The sequence below is a fragment of the Arcticibacter sp. genome (genome assembly GCF_045629565.1).
Taxonomy (GTDB): Bacteria; Bacteroidota; Bacteroidia; order Sphingobacteriales; family Sphingobacteriaceae; genus Arcticibacter.
In genome coordinates, this window is record NZ_JAZQRL010000007.1 from 58,477 (window position 1) to 76,833 (window position 18,357).

Annotated in this window: 16 protein-coding genes; 11 read left to right on the top strand and 5 right to left on the bottom strand. The window is 44.0% G+C overall.

Going from position 1 to position 18,357, the window contains the following annotated elements:
* The first annotated feature begins 16 nt into the window (after positions 1–16).
* From ACKI5J_RS00890 to ACKI5J_RS00915, 6 genes are all read left to right on the top strand, one after another.
* Positions 17–1,057, top strand: coding sequence for a nucleoside hydrolase (locus ACKI5J_RS00890; protein ID WP_407425552.1), 1,041 nt, complete (start codon positions 17–19; stop codon positions 1,055–1,057).
* 102 nt (positions 1,058–1,159) lie between these two features.
* Positions 1,160–4,186: a SusC/RagA family TonB-linked outer membrane protein gene (locus ACKI5J_RS00895; RefSeq protein WP_407425554.1), complete on the top strand. Its 3,027-nt coding sequence runs from the start codon at positions 1,160–1,162 to the stop codon at positions 4,184–4,186.
* Positions 4,187–4,197: 11 nt separating this feature from the next.
* Positions 4,198–5,763 carry a RagB/SusD family nutrient uptake outer membrane protein gene (locus ACKI5J_RS00900; protein ID WP_407425556.1) on the top strand — a complete coding sequence of 522 codons (1,566 nt, stop codon included), beginning with the start codon at positions 4,198–4,200 and terminating at the stop codon, positions 5,761–5,763.
* A 3-nt stretch (positions 5,764–5,766) separates the two neighbouring features.
* The gene (locus ACKI5J_RS00905; protein ID WP_407425558.1) at positions 5,767–6,816 is read left to right on the top strand and encodes a hypothetical protein; all 1,050 of its coding nucleotides are present in this window, start codon (positions 5,767–5,769) and stop codon (positions 6,814–6,816) included.
* Positions 6,813–7,985, top strand: a complete 1,173-nt coding sequence (locus ACKI5J_RS00910) for a hypothetical protein (RefSeq protein WP_407425560.1) — start codon at positions 6,813–6,815, stop codon at positions 7,983–7,985. The genes ACKI5J_RS00905 and ACKI5J_RS00910 overlap by 4 nt, the downstream gene beginning before the upstream one ends.
* Before the next feature lie 15 nt (positions 7,986–8,000).
* Positions 8,001–9,158 (top strand): hypothetical protein, encoded by a 1,158-nt coding sequence (locus tag ACKI5J_RS00915; protein WP_407425561.1) that lies wholly within the window; start codon positions 8,001–8,003, stop codon positions 9,156–9,158.
* 48 nt (positions 9,159–9,206) lie between these two features.
* Here the strand turns inward: ACKI5J_RS00915 and ACKI5J_RS00920 are convergent, their stop codons facing one another.
* Genes ACKI5J_RS00920 through ACKI5J_RS00935 form a run of 4 tightly spaced genes read right to left on the bottom strand, consistent with a single transcriptional unit; the run spans position 9,207 to position 10,934 of the window.
* Positions 9,207–9,599, bottom strand: a complete 393-nt coding sequence (locus ACKI5J_RS00920) for a DoxX family protein (protein ID WP_407425563.1) — start codon at positions 9,597–9,599, stop codon at positions 9,207–9,209.
* 10 nt (positions 9,600–9,609) lie between these two features.
* Positions 9,610–10,041, bottom strand: coding sequence for an SRPBCC family protein (locus tag ACKI5J_RS00925; protein WP_407425565.1), 432 nt, complete (start codon positions 10,039–10,041; stop codon positions 9,610–9,612).
* A gap of 33 nt (positions 10,042–10,074) precedes the next feature.
* On the bottom strand, positions 10,075–10,473 hold the full coding sequence (locus ACKI5J_RS00930; RefSeq protein ID WP_407425567.1) for a glyoxalase: 399 nt from the start codon (positions 10,471–10,473) through the stop codon (positions 10,075–10,077).
* 11 nt (positions 10,474–10,484) lie between these two features.
* On the bottom strand, positions 10,485–10,934 hold the full coding sequence (locus ACKI5J_RS00935; RefSeq protein WP_407425569.1) for an SRPBCC family protein: 450 nt from the start codon (positions 10,932–10,934) through the stop codon (positions 10,485–10,487).
* 127 nt (positions 10,935–11,061) lie between these two features.
* On the opposite strand from ACKI5J_RS00935, the gene ACKI5J_RS00940 reads away from it, so the two are divergent.
* Positions 11,062–12,048, top strand: a complete 987-nt coding sequence (locus ACKI5J_RS00940; RefSeq protein ID WP_407425571.1) for a GlxA family transcriptional regulator — start codon at positions 11,062–11,064, stop codon at positions 12,046–12,048.
* A 3-nt stretch (positions 12,049–12,051) separates the two neighbouring features.
* On the opposite strand, the gene ACKI5J_RS00945 is transcribed toward ACKI5J_RS00940, so the two are convergent.
* Entirely contained in the window at positions 12,052–13,062 is a 1,011-nt protein-coding gene (locus ACKI5J_RS00945; RefSeq protein WP_407425573.1) for a LacI family DNA-binding transcriptional regulator, read from the bottom strand.
* Between the two features lie 154 nt (positions 13,063–13,216).
* Between ACKI5J_RS00945 and uxuA the strand changes: the two genes are divergently transcribed.
* The 4 genes from uxuA to ACKI5J_RS00965 all read left to right on the top strand — a co-directional run bounded on the left by uxuA (position 13,217) and on the right by ACKI5J_RS00965 (position 18,248).
* The gene (gene uxuA, locus ACKI5J_RS00950; RefSeq protein ID WP_407425575.1) at positions 13,217–14,419 is read left to right on the top strand and encodes a mannonate dehydratase; all 1,203 of its coding nucleotides are present in this window, start codon (positions 13,217–13,219) and stop codon (positions 14,417–14,419) included.
* Positions 14,420–14,430: 11 nt separating this feature from the next.
* Positions 14,431–15,258: an SDR family oxidoreductase gene (locus ACKI5J_RS00955; protein WP_407425577.1), complete on the top strand. Its 828-nt coding sequence runs from the start codon at positions 14,431–14,433 to the stop codon at positions 15,256–15,258.
* A gap of 165 nt (positions 15,259–15,423) precedes the next feature.
* Positions 15,424–16,014 carry a TlpA family protein disulfide reductase gene (locus tag ACKI5J_RS00960; RefSeq protein WP_407425579.1) on the top strand — a complete coding sequence of 197 codons (591 nt, stop codon included), beginning with the start codon at positions 15,424–15,426 and terminating at the stop codon, positions 16,012–16,014.
* On the top strand, positions 16,011–18,248 hold the full coding sequence (locus ACKI5J_RS00965) for a response regulator (protein ID WP_407425581.1): 2,238 nt from the start codon (positions 16,011–16,013) through the stop codon (positions 18,246–18,248). The genes ACKI5J_RS00960 and ACKI5J_RS00965 overlap by 4 nt, the downstream gene beginning before the upstream one ends.
* Positions 18,249–18,357: the final 109 nt, after the last annotated feature.

An 18,357-nucleotide genomic window follows, 5' to 3' on the forward strand; every position in this document is an offset into this window, starting at 1 on the left:
ATTCAAATTAATCGATATGAATTTAAAGTATTTATTTAACCTGGTATTATTATGCATGGTTGTTGGTCTGGGGGCATGCTCTCCTGATGGTAAAGGCGCCGATCCAGTGAAGCTTATATTTGAGACGGACATGGGGAACGACGTTGATGATGCCATGGCGCTGGATATGATCTACAAGTATCTGGATTCAAATAAGGTAGATGTTTTGGCCATCATGTCAAACAAAAATAGCACTTATTCGACTGAATATATTCACTTGATGAACCATTGGTACGGATATCCTGACATCCCGATAGGAAAGGTTATAAACGGGATCGACAGTGAGAATGATGCGAGGAAATACGCAGAATTTGTGAGCTTGCAGAAGGATGAGCATGGCAAAGATTTATTTAAAAGACCGGCATTTGATTATGAGTCCGTTCCTGAGGCCGTTAAATTTTACAGAAAGATCCTTTCAAGTCAGCCTGATAGTTCTGTAACGATAGTTTCTGTGGGTTTTTCCACCAATATTATACGACTCTTAACGTCCTTGCCTGACAGTTTTTCGCCACTTACCGGGAAGGAATTGGTACAAAAGAAAGTAAAACTTCTCTCCATGATGGCGGGCAGTTTTGGAGACAATAAAATAGCCGAATATAATGTCGTGAAAGATATACCTGCGGCGCAAAAAATAGCCGACGAGTGGCCGACACCTATTGTCTTTACTCCATTTGAAGCCGGTATTGCCGTGAAGTATCCGGCAACGAGCATTGTGGAAGATTTTAAATGGACCCAACATCACCCCGTAGTAGAAGCTTACAAGCATTATCTGGATATGCCTTATGACCGTCCCACCTGGGATTTGATCGCTTTGCTTTATGTTATGGAAAAATCTTCGGGCTATTTCACGGAAAGTTCTTCCGGAAAAGTTTCTGTAGATGATAAAGGTTATACCGCGTTCCAGCCGGATAGTAGCCAACATCATCGCTATTTGGAGCTGGATAGCATACAGGCGGAAAACGTGAAACGGCACTTTATAGAAATTATATCCAGACCGCCATTAAAATATAAGAAATAGCAAGCCGGCTGCTTTGTTTCCATATGCTTGCCATTGCTGTCTGTGCCATTTTATTCAAAAAATCAATTAATGACATGATGATCAACATTAAATAAAATAGAGATGAAAAAGATTTTATTTTTCTTAAAGCGAAGATTCTGGCTCAGGGCGATGATGTCTTTGCTATGTGTTCTTCTAAGTTTTATTGCAGCCTTCGCACAGCAGGACGTGGAGGGTAGAGTGGTAGATGAAGCGGGTGAGGCCATTGTTGGGGCGAATATCACTGATAGAGGTACGAACCGTGGCGCATCAACAGGCGTTGACGGGAAATTCACTCTGAGAGTGTCACCAGGTGCTGTGTTACAAGTTACCTATATCGGATACGTTAGTCAGCAGGTAACGGTTGGAAGCCAGCGTAATCTGGAGATCGTACTGAAACTGGATAATCAGGCATTAGAGGAGTTGGTGGTGATCGGATACGGTACTGTCAGGAAGAAGGATTTAACTGGTGCGGTGTCTGTTATCAATACGGAGCAGCTTCGTGACCGAAACTCTCAGGATATCGTCGGGGCCATGCAGGGACTTGCCTCGGGAGTGAAAGTTACGTCGAGCGGCCTACCGGGGCAACAAGCTTCTATCATTATCCGTGGTTTGGGGAGCCTTACGAACAACGCACCCTTATTTGTTATTGATGGGATGATTGGTGGGGAAGCGCATTTAAATCCTGCTGATGTAGAATCCATACAAATTTTAAAAGATGCGGCATCCGCGGCAATTTACGGTTCCAGGGCGGCAAATGGTGTAGTAATTATCACCACCCGAGGGGGGAAAGAGGGGCCTATGAAGGTTCAGTTTGATGGCAATTTAACCACGACAACTTTGCCGCGCTACGATCTGATGGACGCTGAGACCTGGAAAAAATTTGATGATTTAGCGTATGATGAAGCTATAAAATCAGGGGTCGGAGTGGTGAAAAGGCAAAATCATTTTGAAGGAAATACCGATTGGCAAGATGAAATGTTAAGCACAGGAGCTTTACAGAATTACAATCTTTCGTTGTCCGGAGGCTCAAAGCCGGGCAAATATTTTGTCGCATTCAACCGGATGATTGATGACGGAGCTCTCTATGGATCGGGTTACGACAGGTATGGGTTTCGTGTAAATACCAGCGGTCAAAAGGGAATCTTCTCTTTCGGGGAAAATATTGTATATACAAAGACCTCAGTCCAAATCTTAAATGGAAACCCATGGGCTGATTTTATTGCCATTTCACCTACTATTCCTGTACGGGATGAGTCTAACCCAGGTGGTTACGGTTATGGAGATCCCGACAGGGCTAATAACTTTGGCCGGAATTTGGTGGCGATGCAGGATCTACGGATTCAGGAAAGGCCGGAGGATATCCTCAAAGCTAATGTATTTGGTCAGGTGACATTATTCGATGCACTTCATGCGAAGCTAAATGTCGCTTATACACATTATTCGGGCATAACCAACACGTTGCGGAAATTTGGTAACTGGACGATGGGGCAGGGTAGCGATGCTCCCAGCCTGGGATTTGATAACTATCGGAGCGACGACGTTCTCCTGGAACAAACGTTCAACTATAAGAAGCTAATCGGTAAGCATAATATTGATGCGCTTGCCGGAGCGACATATAATACTTTCTTAGGGGAGTCGAACTGGATCACTAAGCTGGATCCACTGGTGGTTGGTGATAAGTATATTACCTCTCTTGATGCTGCTACCGGTATAACCACCGCAGGTGGTAATTATCAGAAGGCTAGAATTATGTCATTCCTGGGGCGGGTAAATTATGCTTATGATGATAGATACTTAGTGCAGGCCACCTTGAGAAGGGACGGCACTTCCCGTCTGCCGGAAAATACCAGGTGGGGTAACTTTGCTTCTTTTTCGCTGGGCTGGAGAATCAGTAATGAATCGTTTTTTGATATTCCCTTCATCGATGATTTGAAAATCAGGGGAAGTCATGGTACTCTGGGGAATAGCAGCATAGGATATTGGGACTATCAGTCTGTAATCAATACCGCTCCTCGTGCAGTGTTTGGCTCTCCGGAACTCCTGGTTATGGGAATGACCCAATCCCGTCTCTCGAATACGGATTTGGTTTGGGAAAGAAAAACCACTACCAATATCGGATTTGATGCCACTTTACTCCGTCACAAACTGACCATCACAGCAGAGTACTTCAACTCGAAAAGCAAAGACCTACTGGTGTATCTTCCTATACTGATGTCCTCAGGTAATGAGGGTGGAAACCCAGCGGTGAATGCGGGCAGCTTGTCTAATAAAGGTTTTGAGGTAGAAGCCGGATGGAAGGACAGAGCAGGCAAGGACTTTTCTTATTCCGCTTCCCTCAATTTCTCGCGATTAAGAAATAAAGTGCTCGATTTAGGTTACGGACGAGTCGAATACTTCGAGTTCTTGTCGAAAACCCAAATCGGTCAACCTTTAGGTGCCTTTTATTTACACCGCATGCTGGGCATTTTCCAATCTACTCAAGATGTGGCCAACCACGTGAATTCGGAAGGGAAGGTCATACAGCCAAATGCTTTACCCGGAGATATCATATATGACGATTACAATGATGACGGCATTATTTCTTCAGAAGACAGACAACAGGTAGGCAGTCCATGGCCGAAGTTTGAGATGGGGCTGTCGCTTGGCGCGGCATATAAAGGCTTTGATATTGGTGTTAACGGCTATGGACGTTTTGGACAGGACGTGTGGAATGGAGCAGCGGCAGCCGCTGCAGACTTTGCGAATAATCAAAATAATTTCAATGGCATCCAGCCCTGGACGGTCGAAAATCAGGTGAACGACCGCCCCAGGATTGTTTTCGGTGATACACGCAACAGTCGCGGGGATCAAAGCAGATGGTTGGAAAAAGGTTCTTTCTTCCGTTTGAGTCAGATAGCATTAGGTTATACAATTCCGTCGAAAGTCTCGAATAGTATAAGGCTTGAGCGGATTCGCGCGGGCGTTACTTTGCAGAACTTCGTCACTTTCACGAATTATTCCGGACTTGATCCTGAGTTCAGGGATTCGGGAATTTTTACTCTGGGAGCCGACAATACCTCATTTCCGAATCCTCGTTCTGTGTTATTTTCATTATCAGTTACTTTTTAAACTAATTAGCTATGAAAAGATTTGTAGTGTGTTTGACATGCATATTATCACTTGTCGTTATCTCTTGTGATAAGTCAAAACTGGATATCATTAACGAAAACACCATATCTACGGGAAACTTTTGGAAGACAGAAGCCGATGCGGAAGGCGGCGTAGTAGCAGTCTATAACATGTTTTACCGACAAGGTACCTGGACGCGGAACATATATACGCAGATGCAGGGCATGGCCGATGACGGAGTTAGTATGGCAGGCTGGACGGAGCTAAATGAGTACACCAAATTTTTATATACGAATTACGATTTTGGTGAAGTAAATGTGAAGATCTGGCGGGAACATTATGTTGCCATCTTTCGTGCAAATCAGGTTCTGGATAATATTGAAAATATTCCCTTTCAGGATGAACAGCATAAACAGGATCTGATAGGACAAGTAAAGTTCTTACGTTCCTTCTACTACTTTTATTTGACGTCACTTTGGGATAATATTCCTTTTGTATTGAAGTCTTCATCAGCATCTGACACTCCTGAACAGAAAAGTCCGGAGGAGGTATTTGCTCAGCTGGAGGTGGATTTGAAAGATGCCATATCAAAATTACCCGCTACACGGCCTGCATCAGAACATGGTCGTCCGACCAAAGGAGCTGCCTATGGGTTGCTGGCTAAAGTTTATATGCAAGAGCATAAATGGCAGGACGCTGTTACCTGTTTGGAGTGGCTTGTAGATGGTGAGGGTAAAAATTATTACGATCTGATTACTGACTATGGAAGTAATTTCAGAAACACTACTGAGAACAATAAAGAATCCCTGTACGAGATTCAATTCTCTCTTATCAACAATGTTGGATTTGATCAGACAGACAATCATCTCGATCCAAATGCACAGCTTGGTAGCCAGATTGAAATGAATCAGGCGCCTCCGGGACTTGGTTGGAATAATGTGGAGGCACGCAGATGGTTGGTTGATTACTATAAGCGCGAAAAAACGGTAGATAATAAAAATGATATCCGTCTTTTCTACAGTGTATGGTACAACAATGCAGGGAAAGATTTTCCTGACCGTGCTGATACACTGGTTTACGGTAACACCTGGCGTGCGGATTGGGGAAACAGAGTTTTTATTAAAAAGTACAGCACTCCCGCAAATCCCTTGTTCTATTGGAATGATAACAATTTCCGGTCATTGCGCTATTCTGATATGCTGTTGTTGTATGCGGAAGCGCTTAATGAATTAAGTGGACCCACTCCAAAGGCCGTGGAATGCATGAATCGTGTCCGTCAGCGTGTTAATCTGCCGCAGATACAAAATAGTGTTTATTATAATGGTGCTCAGATAGTTGCTAATAAGGATGCTTTCCGGAATCAGCTGAAGATTGAAAGAGGGCTAGAGCTCAGTCTCGAGTGTGTTCGTTGGATCGACCTAAAGAGATGGGGACTGGATCAGCAATCGGCAATTGATGAAATCAAGGAAAGAGATACCGATTTTAACAATTTCATCATCGGGAAATCGCTGAGAATGCCCATCCCTCAAAGTGAAGTAGATAACAATCCTAATCTGGATCAGAACCCTAATTATTAGATTATGTTTAGACTCTTTTCCGGTTGGTTCAAAACCTGTTTTTCTCTGTGTATCGTATTAAGCTTGATGCTTGTCCTGTATTCATTTGTGAAGGGCCGGGACGAGGTCGTGCCTGAAGTGAATTATGAATTTAGCGGAGGTGCCGGATTTTATAACTACGCTCCAAGTGTTATACAGGACGAGTACGGTATCCGATATGCATTTGTCTGTCAGAATCTGGAGCCATTTAAGATCGTTGACTATATATACCTCTATAAAGGGATACCTACAAAGAACGGGTACAAGTGGCAGCCGGGTACCCGGTTATTGGACCCCTCTGACAGTGGATGGGATATTAACCATGTTTGCGATCCGGATGTCAGAAAATTTAGGACGACTTATAACGGAGAAGTTTATGAATATATCATGACTTATCTGGGAACGGATCAATGGGACAATCATCACAATCAAATTGGGTTAGCCATCTCCAAGAACATTGAGGGGCCTTATATCAAGTTTGACAAAAATCCCATCATAGGGTCCGAAAGCCTGACCAAGTGGGGAGTAGGTCAAAGTACTTCCGTCGTAATGAATGATTCAACACTTCGTATGTTCTATTCGAACTCTAACGGCGGTTTTACGTACCGGGATATGGTCATAAATAATTTGAATAACATCCGGCCGGGGGAGGAAAAGAAGATACCTGACATGGGCAGTAACAATTATCCGGCTTTCTCAAAAAAGAACATCTACATGGTTTCGGAAAGACGTGTGGAGATGGATTCGAAAATTCCGACGTGGGTTGGAAATGTGTCAGAGTTAAGCTTTGTGCCGATTGAACAGGATTTAAGCAGGAGTAGCGGCAAATGGAAGAAGATAGGAGCTGTTACTCCGGCGGTATCCGGTTTTCCGCGAAACCATAATCCAGGTATTTTAACGGATCAGAAAGGATACATGATAAACGATGATGAGTTGATCATGTATTTCACTCCTGCTATGACCGGAACGAACTGGTTATGGTCTTACGATATATATTCCGCAAGATTTGATCTGACAAAATTTTTTAAGAAATGAAATTTGTGAAATACTATGTGTTTGCAGTAGTGCTTTTGGGGCTGTGTACCAGTGCTTCGGGACAAAAGCTGCCGGTTGTTGTGATTACGGATTGCTATCATCCTTATCAGGATCCGGGCGATAATCTCGATCTGATCATGGGATATGCGCTGCCTGATGTCGATTTACTTGGTATAGTCCTGGATATTACGGATTCCTTTAGAAAGGATACCGCTGATCATCCGACGTTATGGAAAGACCCGAGGGGGCCAAGGGAAGCAGGTGTTATCCCGATACTTCAGCTCAATTATATTTTTAACAAAAATATTCCATTCGCCGTTGGCCCGATGACGATGATGAAGTCTGAGCAGGATGATATGAGGTATTCCCCCGCGTTTGAACAGGAGGGTGTAGCGCTTTTATTGAAAACGCTAAGGGAAAGCCCTGTGCCAGTAGAAATCTTGTCGTTTGGAAGTGCCAGAGTTTTGTCGGTTGCCTTCAATAGAGAACCTGAACTGTTAAAAAAGAAGATCAGTCGGATCCATTTAAGTGGTGGTACGGCGAGCAGAAATTATGTATTAGGTCAGGATAAGGGAGCGAATATGATTCCGGGAGGAGAATGGAACGTTGCACTGGATGTATATGCATTTACCCGGCTTTTGAAGTCGGGGCTTCCTTTAGCTCTTTATCCCTGTGCCGGGAAGGACGGTGGTTTTGTCAAGGATGTTAATAGCAGCTACTATACACTACACGATATGTCTTTCTTAAAGGAGATGCATCCGATGTTACAGCAGTATATTGATTTTGCGTTTGGGGCGCGGCTATCCCACGATTTCCTTAGATCTATGGATACCGGTGCCTCCTATACTGAGGGAAAAAAGCCTCAGTTTGACAAGTTTCATGTTTGGGAATCGGCTATCTGGTTAAATGCTACTGGTCGAAAGATAGTCAAATCAGAGAAAGGAAAGTACAGGCTGATCCGAACCGGCAAAGTTGATGCTCCCGATGCACTTATTGAGAATGGTTTAAGGCCGTGTGTTTTGACGGAAACCAGGGAAGACGGGAGGTTTCAGTTTGAATATACAACTAAAAAGTCTGCTACCAGCATCTATTTTCGTCCTGATATGGAGGAAAATGAAGCGGCCATGAATGCTGTAATTCCCGAGCTCTTCAAATCTTTTAAGCCCTGATCATATATGCGTTCTATGTTAGAATCAAGAAAAATTATCCTGGCGATTGCGTTCGTATCACTGAGCTGTGTCAATGCCTGTAGTAAGGGTGACCCGAAAGACCAGCCAACAGTTCCTGCTGTTTCGGTGGAGAAATATGAATTGGTAAACAAGAAAGAGGTTTTCGGTTTTCATAATCAAAGCCGCTATTCTTACTGTCCGAGCTTAGTGAAGGAGCCTGACGGTACCGTACATATGTATTTCTGCGGAAACCCTGAACAATTGATTATGGTAGACAACATCTATCATGTCAGGATTAATCCTGACGGTAGCCAAACACCTCCGAAAAGTGTCGTACAACCAGGTATGGCTGGATCGTGGGATGACCACCATATTTGCGACCCTTCGGTTTTAGGAGGGAGGTTCCAAATGAATGGCAACAGCTATAAGTACGCTATGTTTTATCTGGTCAATCAGTATGGCGTATATTACAATGAAATAGGTCTGGCGTTCAGTAATGATCTGGAGGCAAGTCAATGGACGAAGTATCCGGGTAAATTGATAACGAAGACATGGAATAATGAAGGTGATGAGGTATTGCCAAATGGTTCCAAGTCCTGGGGAGTGGGGCAACCATCAGCGTTTTCATTGGATCAGCGGGGTAAGGTGCTCCTGACATTTACAGTAGGAGACAGGAGCGGAACGCGGATCGAATGGTTGGAACTGGATCTGAGTAATATGGACGATTACAAACCTATGAGCTCAGTAAAGATGCCGGATGAAGGGCTGTTTGATATCGGATATAAAAGCAATGACTATACCTGCAATTCGGATTTTGCTGTTGATATAGAGAACGACAAGATTATTATGGTCAGGCCTGTACAACCTCATCCTGCAGTATATCCCGCATTCTTAAACACCAGTCTGGAAGTAGATTTCATGTCCTTGTCTGATTTTAGAAGCCGATCGGGGAAATGGGAATCTATGTTAAGGATAGTGCCTTATATGACAGGTTACAAAAGGAACCATAATGCAGGGTTGGAAAGAAACCAATTTGGTGGAATCGACAATTGGGAAGAGCCAGTAATATACTATACAATTAGCAAAGAAGCACCGGAAGTGAGCCCAAGTGGTCAATTCCACGCCGAATGGTCTTATAGGATCTGGAGGGGCCAGCTACAGAAAAAGCGTTAACCTGTTATAAAAGTTTAATTCCGGTAGCGAAGCTGGATGTAAAAAGATTTAATTACGTGCCTTAGTCAACGGATAAGAATATACCCTTTTTTTGTAAACATAAGACACTGCCAGGATGGCAAGAAAGACTAGCGGCATCACCATATACCCGATATTCCTATCGACTGCTGCATGACTGATAAAAGCAAAGATCAGGTTAAATGACAATCCTGCATACGCCCATTCTTTTAGCCTGTAGGGGGTTTTCGGATACGCGATTACGATCACACCCAGCACTTTGCAGATGATGAGTGCGTAAGCGAAATAATCAGGGTAGCCCAGGGGCTTGGTGCCTGCGTTGACATACTCAGGAGCGAAGAGGACGGTTCCAAGGGGCATTACTCCTTCCCAAAGCACGAGGATAATGGTTGCTACCCAAAAGATGACCTTATTCTTTTTCATTTTTTGAAGTTTAGATGGTTGACTTATTTGAATTTACATAGTTGACGAAGTTGTTTAAAATAGCCTGCCAGCCTTGTCTTTGCAGTTCATTGCTGTTTTCTGTCTCAGCGTCGAACGTAGATTTAACAGTTGTCTTGCCTTCAACTTCTGAAAACCAGGTTGTGACGGTTCTGCCATCGGGCATGGTGTAGGAGATCTCCCGGTGCGGTTCAACTTTGTCATACCTACCTTCAAAGTCAAAGCCGTAGCTGCCATCTCTTGCTTGCATCCGGTGTTTGAATTCGCCTTGTACTCTTAGGTCGTTTTCGCTAGCCGGGCAGTGCCAGCCAGGGTCCGCAGCGTTCCACTGCATGATGTGTTGGGGAGTATTCCATGCCTTCCATACTGTTTCTGCGGGGGCATTCACTACTGCTTCTATTGATATCTTCGTTGCTTGTGTCATGATCAAATTTTTGTGTTAAAACTAATGCTGATGTTAAATGCTCAAGACCCAGCTTACATCAAAAGGGTCAGTCACTTCAATGAGTTTCTGTTCTTTGTGATTTGCGCTAAGCTCTGCTTTTTTTGGCGATACCAGCCTTTTAAAAAGCTCCTGGCGATCTTCCTCATCTTTGCAGGGAAGAAAAATGGAAAGATGGTTACCTATTCTCCTTCCGCTGTCAGGTACCAGGTCGGAGCCATGAATTATGATCCTGTCAGAAATCAGTGAGCCAATAATAACGGGTTTCTTAGAGTCGCGATACAGCTTATCTTCAAAAGTATCTAAATGAAGTATGCCGCCCAAGCAGGCCTGGTAAAAGTCCAGGGCCTTTTTACAGTTCCCAGAGAAGGTTATAAAGACTCCGCTCGTTAAATTATCTCTTTCTTTTAGCATACCGTGCAATATTATGCGTCAGGAATTTCGGGTTCTACGAGCTTTTTCAATTTCTCCAAAGACTCCTGCCAGCCGAGATAGCACAAGTCTGCTGGTATGACCTCCGGAATGCCTTCCTGAACAATCTTAAGCTCTGTACCGGCGGAAACGCTATTTAACCAGATGGATGTGGTGATTTCTCCTGGCAGGTTGGGATCGTCGAACCTGTCGCTATACTTGATGAATTCATCAGGACGTATTTGCAGATACTCGCCGCCGAATGAATGTGCGTTCCCTGTGCTGAAATTGATAAAGCTCATCTTAAACTTGCCACCTGGTTTAAAATCCATCTGATGAACCTGGCACAAGTAGCCATAGGGGGGAAACCAAAATGAGTTGGCAATAGGATCGGCAAAGGCGCGAAACAGCTTTGCTGGGCTCGCCTTAATTACTCTGTGTAATGAGACTGTGTTGGTATTCATTTTATTTAGTGTTTACCTAACAAAGATGCTACTGATACTGATTCTTTCGTATGTTGCGAAAACGACAAGTTTGAGGGGGGATTACGACAATACTATTTTGTAACTTGGTGTGTTAAGTAAGATAAATATGCGGGTTTCAGTTTTTGTCCCTGTGCATGGCGTAATAGAAGCTATTACGCCGGCATTCAGAACCTTTCATACAGCCAACGAGTTTTTAGAGGCATCTGGTAAAAGACCCACTTTCGAAGTAGAATACGTGGGCATGGCCGAGTATGTGTCCGCTAGTGGTGGCGAATACATGGTCAGAACGAACCGCTTGCTTAAAGACGTCGCGGAGACGGACCTGCTTATTATACCGCCTACTTTTGGTAATACAGAAAGGGGGATAGAAGCGAACGCTGAAGCTATTCCTTATTTTAGCAAGCTTCGCCAGCAAGGCAGCAGCCTGGCTAGCCTGTGTGCCGGTGCCTTTCTTCTAGCAGAGACCGGCCTGTTGAGTGGCAGAAAGTGTTCTACCCATTGGGCACATATAAATAGCTTTAAGAAAAGGTATCCTCAGGTAGACATTGAAGATGGTGCTGTTATAACAGAGCATGATGGTATTTACACTAGCGGGGGGGCGAACAGTTTGTGGAATTTGTTATTGTATCTGGTGGAAAAATATGCCGACCGTGAAACAGCAGTGATGATTTCCAAGTATTTTGCTATTGACATTGGGCGGGAGAGCCAGTCGCATTTTGCTATTTTCAGAGGACAGAAAAACCACGGGGATCCCGCTATTCAGAAGGTACAGGATTACATAGAAAAAAAATATGAGGAACGAATTACGGTAGAAGATCTGGCAAATCTTCTCCACGTTGGGCGTAGAACGTTTGAGCGGAGGTTTAAAGAGGCGACCAACAACACTCCGATCGAGTATTTGCAACGGGTGAGGATGGAGGCTGCCAAAAAGCATTTTGAGGTTTCTCGGAAGAATGTTGCTGATGTAATGTACGATGTGGGTTACACGGATACAAAGGCCTTTCGGGATATTTTCAAAAAAATGACTGGGTTAACACCCATTGAGTATAGAAATAAATTTGCAAAGGTTGCCGCGGGGATAGGGAAGGAGTGAGGATTAACCGCCGGAAGATTCGCGCACAATGAGTTTTGATTCCAGAATAGTAGTAGTATTCGCTTCAATAGCGATGTCGTTCAGCAGATGGTCGATCATCTTTTGGGCTACCAGTTCTCCCATCTCTAGTCCGGGGTAATGAATGGTACTTAATTGAGGTGTAACGTTCCTGGATATGATGTCGTTGTTAAATCCGGCTATCAGCATGTCGCCGGGGACTTTCATGTTTCGTTTTTTCAGGGCGTTCATGCAGCTTACAGCTGCAATGTCGTTGGCTGCAAATATGGCATCGGCTTTCAGATTCATGATGTTATCGGCATGCTTTTCGCCTGTGTTCTCGTCCAGGTCTGAAAGGATTAGCAAGTTGTCGTTTATACTATGGCCGCTTTCCGTGATAGCCCTCAGGAAACCTCTAAACCTGTCTGAATAGACGTTGATGTCATGACTTCCACCAATATGCACAATTCGTTTAGCCCCGTTTGAGATCAAATGCCTGGTTATGGTATAAGCGGCATTTTCATTGTCAATGCAAACGCTAGAGGTAGAACTGGTAGGTACACGATCAAAAAATAATACGGGGATATGTTTTTTAAAGAAGGGTTCTATATGGTTTATATCTTTTGTGTCGCCTGATAAAGACATTAGCAAGCCATCTACCCGGTTGGCAAACATGGTCGCGACGTTTCTTATCTCTTTTTCCCTGCTTTCTAAAGACTGGGTGATGATCAGGTTAAAGCCATGGTGATTGGTGACTTTCTCGATGCCTGCGAGTACATTGGACACAAAATTACTGTTCAGACGTGGAATGATGACTCCGATAGTATTGGTCCGCCTTGTTCTAAGACCTACCGCAAAGGCGTTCATCTGGTAGCCCATTTCACTGGCCGTCTTAGCAATTTTCTTTTGCGTTTCCAAACTCACCGTCCGGTGTCCCTTCAAGCCGCGGCTCACCGTGGAGGGAGCAATATTAAGCCGCTTAGCGATATCGTAAATGGTTGTCTCTCTGGATTTCATGAACCCGACAAAGTTACCTTAAATTATTCTGCTTTTTAACAATAACAATCGATTGTTATTTCGTTTTAATTTATACTTTTACGTCAGTAAACTACTGGATAAACCTACGTTGAACGAAACATCGTTTTGATCCTCATAAAATAACATTACCAATATGGCTTTAGAAAAAACCTGGAGATGGTTTGGAGTTAACGACGCTATCACCCTCGCAGAACTGCGCCAGTTCGGTGTGGAAGGTATAGTGACCGCGTTGCATCACATTAAAGGCGGGGCCGTTTGGCCCGTAGAAGAGATCATGGCTGTCAAGAACGAAATCGAACGGCACGGCATGCGCTGGAGTGTGGTAGAGAGCCTGCCAGTCTCAGAGGAAATAAAAATTTGTAGCGACCAACGCATCGAACTGATCGAAAATTACAAGATTTCACTCCGTAATCTTGCTGAATGTGGCATTGACACGGTTTGCTATAATTTCATGCCTGTGCTGGATTGGGCAAGAACGGACCTGCACTACCTGAATGAGAATGGGGCGGAGTCTATGTTGTATCATCATGAAACCTTTGCTGCCTTTGATATATTCATTCTGGAACGCCCTCATGCTGAAGGAGACTACCCTTCAGATGTAGTGGATAAGGCGAGAGAAATTTTTGAAAGTATGAGTGAGGAGGAACAAAATACGCTCGCTTACAATATTATAGTGGTGACTCAGGGCTTCATAAACGGTACGGTGGGCAATGTGAGTAACTATAAGCAGATCTTTCTGGACTACCTGAGCAGGTATGATCATATTGACCGTGACACTTTACGAACGCATCTTTCACGTTTTTTAGAGGACGTTTTGCCCGTGGCCGAGGAGTGTGGTATTAATCTTTGCATCCATCCGGATGATCCTCCTTTTCCATTGCTTGGACTGCCCAGAATAGCCAGTACTGCTGAGGACTTTACCTGGATCTTCAATGAGCATCCTTCCCTAAATAACGGCTTAACCTATTGCAGCGGCTCTTTGTCTGTGAGGGAGGATAATGACCTTGTAGAGATTGCCCGGACTTTTGCTGAGAGGGTCCACTTTGTGCATCTGAGAAATATTAAGAGGGTTGGCGACAGAAGTTTTTATGAGTCTGCACACCTGGATGGGGTCGCTAATATGTATGGAATTCTCAAGGCCCTGCTGGAAGAGCAGCATAGGAGAATGGCCGTGGGAAGAAAAGATACACGGATGCCTTTCAGGCCCGACCATGGCTTGAAAATTCTGGACGACTTTAACAGGAAGGGTAATCCGGGCTATCCGCTTTTAGGAAGACTGAAAGGGTTTTGTGAGATCTCTGGGCTGGAGCTAGGTATTGAAAGTGCTTTAAAATAAATTATATACTAATGATAAACGAAGGAAATTCATTATTCGACCTAAGCGGAAAGGTAGCCGTTGTAACCGGCGCCGGTGGTGTATTGGGTGGAAGTATTGCGGCCAGTCTGATGAGGGCCGGTGTTAAAGTTGTTGCGACTGACATTCGTCAGGAAAATCTTGATACTCGTGTATTGGAGTTAAAAGAAATACACGAAGATGTGATTGGGGTGGCAGGCAATGTGCTCGATCTGGAAAACTTAAGGGAACTTGCTCAAACCGTGAAAAAGCAATGGGGAAGAATTGATATTTTGGTAAACTGCGCCGGCGGTAATGTTCCGGGTGCTACGCTGAGAGAGGATCAGACAGTTTTCGATATGAAGATAGAGGACTGGGAAAAGGTTACAAATTTAAATACGAACGGTACGGTATACCCATGTTTAGCATTTGGTGAGGTTATGGCCGAACAAGGAAGCGGAAGTATTATCAATATTTCTTCAATGGCTACGTATTCTGCTATTACTCGCGTTCCTGGTTATTCGGTGTCGAAGTCAGGGATCAATATCTTTACACAATGGTTGGCTACAGAGATGGCCCTCAAGTTTGGTGAGAAAGTACGGGTGAATGCGTTGGCTCCGGGTTTCTTTATAGGTGACCAAAACCGTGCGGTATTGATTAATCCGGATGGAAGTTATACAGAAAGAAGTGTAAAGGTGCTGGCTAGAACACCGATGAAGCGCTTTGGTGATATTTCGGAACTCAACGGTGCAGTTCAGTTTTTGTGTTCTGACGCTGCAAGCTTCATTACCGGAGTGATTCTTCCCGTTGACGGTGGTTTTACAGCGTTTAGTGGCGTATAGTTCTCAGGTCTGTATTGGAAATCATAAGTATGTACCGTAAGTTCGAATTGTGTCGGGCTTACGGTTTTTATTTATATTATATTCGCAAGTTATCCGGTAACTTAGTTTCTCGGGATACGTAGACACGACTTAGTTCTTCAACTTGTGATGCAGTTTAAAAAACGTATGGTACTAGCGGTAGTGCTGCTTGTATTCATAATGTCATCCATTGGTGGTATCTTCTGGTACCAGGCCTGGATATATAGCCTTCCTACAGAGTTGCCTGCTAGTTACAAGGCAGTCGATAGGGGTACTCTGATCAGGCTGGAAAAACATGTCTTGGTAGAAAAGGGTAAGCCCGTTTTTATTCATTTCTTCAACCCTGATTGCCCCTGCTCACGCTTTAATCTTAAAGAATTTAAGTCTATAGCATCAAATCGGACTTCTGAAGCAAGCTTCGTTGTTGTGGTGTTGAGCCCTGAAAAAATCAAGGCTGAAGAGATCAAGAAACAGTTTCACTTGGATATGCCTGTCATCATGGATACAGCTCTTGCAAAGGAGTGTGGCGTTTATTCGACTCCACAGGCAGTGATTCTTGACAGCGATTCTCGCTTGCACTATAGAGGGAACTATAACCGAAGCCGGTACTGCACTGACAAAGAAACCAGCTTTGCCCTCATCGCACTAAACCAGCTGAGGGAAAAGCATCCGTCGTATGTTTTTAGTAAGACAGCAATCCAGGCTTATGGATGTTCCATAGAAAATTGTGTTGAATGATGGAGAAGTATACTGACCGTATTGATGAAAGCGTCGATCAAATCCTGCAGCATGAACTGAGTGTTAAGCAACGAGCTGATACGCTAATTAATTACTTCCTGGTAAGTTACTTCATCACTGGTTTGCTTTTTGCGTTTGCATACGACACCTGGTTTATCGCCGTCGGTGTTGGGTCTCTGTGTTTGGCTGCCTATTATCTCGCTAAGGTTCTGGTTCCTGAATCTACTTTGTACCAGTATGTTCTGAGCCTTACACTGGGGATTTTTATGGCTCAATTTATCTATCAGATGCATGGCCTTTTTGAAATGCACTTTTTTGCTTTCATTGGAAGTGCAATATTGATTATTCACCAAAACTGGAAACTTCAGGTTCCAATGCTTTTGTTTGTCGTTATTCACCACGCTTGTCTCGGCTATTTGCAGAGCGTCGGCTTTGAAGAAGTGTATTTTTCTCAGTTGGACATCATTGAATCGGGAACTATTCTGGTTCATCTTCTTCTAACGTTGATTATTTTCTTCATCGGAGGGCTGTGGGCGTATAATCTGAAGAAATATAACAGCGCTCAGGTAGCGATGGCAATTCACATAAAGGAAAGCCGTGAATATAAAAAGCTGCTGGAAAAAAAGAACCAGGAATTGCAGGTTTCATCTGAAGTCGCCGAATTAGCTAGAAAGGAAGCTGAGAAGGCTAACCAGGCGAAAAGTATCTTTTTAGCTACTATGAGCCACGAGATACGAACGCCTATGAATGCGGTAGTTGGCATGTCTGCTTTATTGAAGTCGACCGATCTCAGTCAGGAGCAGCTGGAATATACGAAAGTGATCACCAGCAGCGCCGATGCCTTACTAGCAGTGATAAACGATATTCTTGATTACTCCAAGATAGAATCGGGCAATATCCAATTGGAGAACCGAAAGTATAATGTTTATGATTGTATTGAGGACGTCATGGACATTTTCTCTATAAGTGCTGCGGAGAAGAGGCTTGACCTGGTGTACTTTATAGATCCGGAAGTGCCTCGGTTTATCACCGGAGACAGTTACAGACTGCGACAGATCCTGATTAACCTCATCAACAATGCCCTCAAATTTACAACGAAAGGGGAGGTGTTGGTGAAAGTAACCAAAGAGATCCGGGAGGATGGTAAATTAAGCCTCATTTTCAGCATTCGCGACACGGGAATAGGAATTCCGGCGGATAAGCTTCCGCTACTGTTCAGGTCCTTTTCTCAGGTAGACCCCTCAAATACACGGCGGTATGGCGGGACAGGTCTCGGATTGGTCATCAGCGAACGCCTGACCAAGTTGATGGGTGGAGAGATCATGGTGAGCAGTGTCCTGGGTAGGGGCTCTACGTTTACATTTTCGATAACAACTACAAGGGCAGAAGGTGACGGAAATGGACATGAACAAGAACTTCATATTGATCTTCGTGGCAAAAAGGTGCTCATTGTGGATGATAATGCGACAAATCTGAGGATTTTGTCGGCGCAACTTGAGTACAGGGGATTTAAGCCCGTTGAAGCTTCCTCTGCAGCTAAAGGCCTCGAGCTTTTGGAGAATGGCTTAAAGGTTGATATGGTGGTTACTGATATGCAGATGCCGGAGACGGACGGCTTGCAGTTCGGCCAGATCCTGCGTGAAAAGTCATACGCTCTTCCTATTGCGCTGTTAAGCTCTATTGGAGATGAAACGGGTATCAACCATCCCGGGATCTTTGATGAGGTGTTGGTCAAGCCCGTGAAGCAATATCAGTTGTATAAATCAATTGAAAGGCAATTGAAAAAACACGAATGCCCACAGTCAGCAAAGTTTGAAAACACTTCTTCCCTAAGCGATAACCTGGCTAAGAAGTATCCTCTCTCTATCCTTATTGCGGAAGACAACTTAGTCAACCAACGTTTGGTAATCCTGCTTTTGGCAAAATTGGGATATTCCTCTGACCTCGCGAATAATGGATCAGAGGCTATAGACTGTGTCCATAAAAATAGTTATGATCTCGTATTTATGGATGTTTCGATGCCTGAGATGGACGGCTTTCAGGCTACCCGGACAATACGGGGCCTTGATATTAGACAACCGGTGATTGTAGCCATGACCGCCAATGCTATGGCTGAAGACAAAGAAGTATGTCTGAAGTCGGGAATGGATGATTACCTTTCTAAACCTATCAGGGTCGAAATTCTGAAGGAAGTGTTGGTTAAAACTTTCCAACTATTAACCTCAAAAAACTGATTGAAAAAACCTTTTGCACGGGTGCGTGTTGATTTTCAGACAAACTTTTACAAATTGATGAGAAATTTCCTATAAATTTGATGCTTAGATGACGAAAGGTCATCGCAGT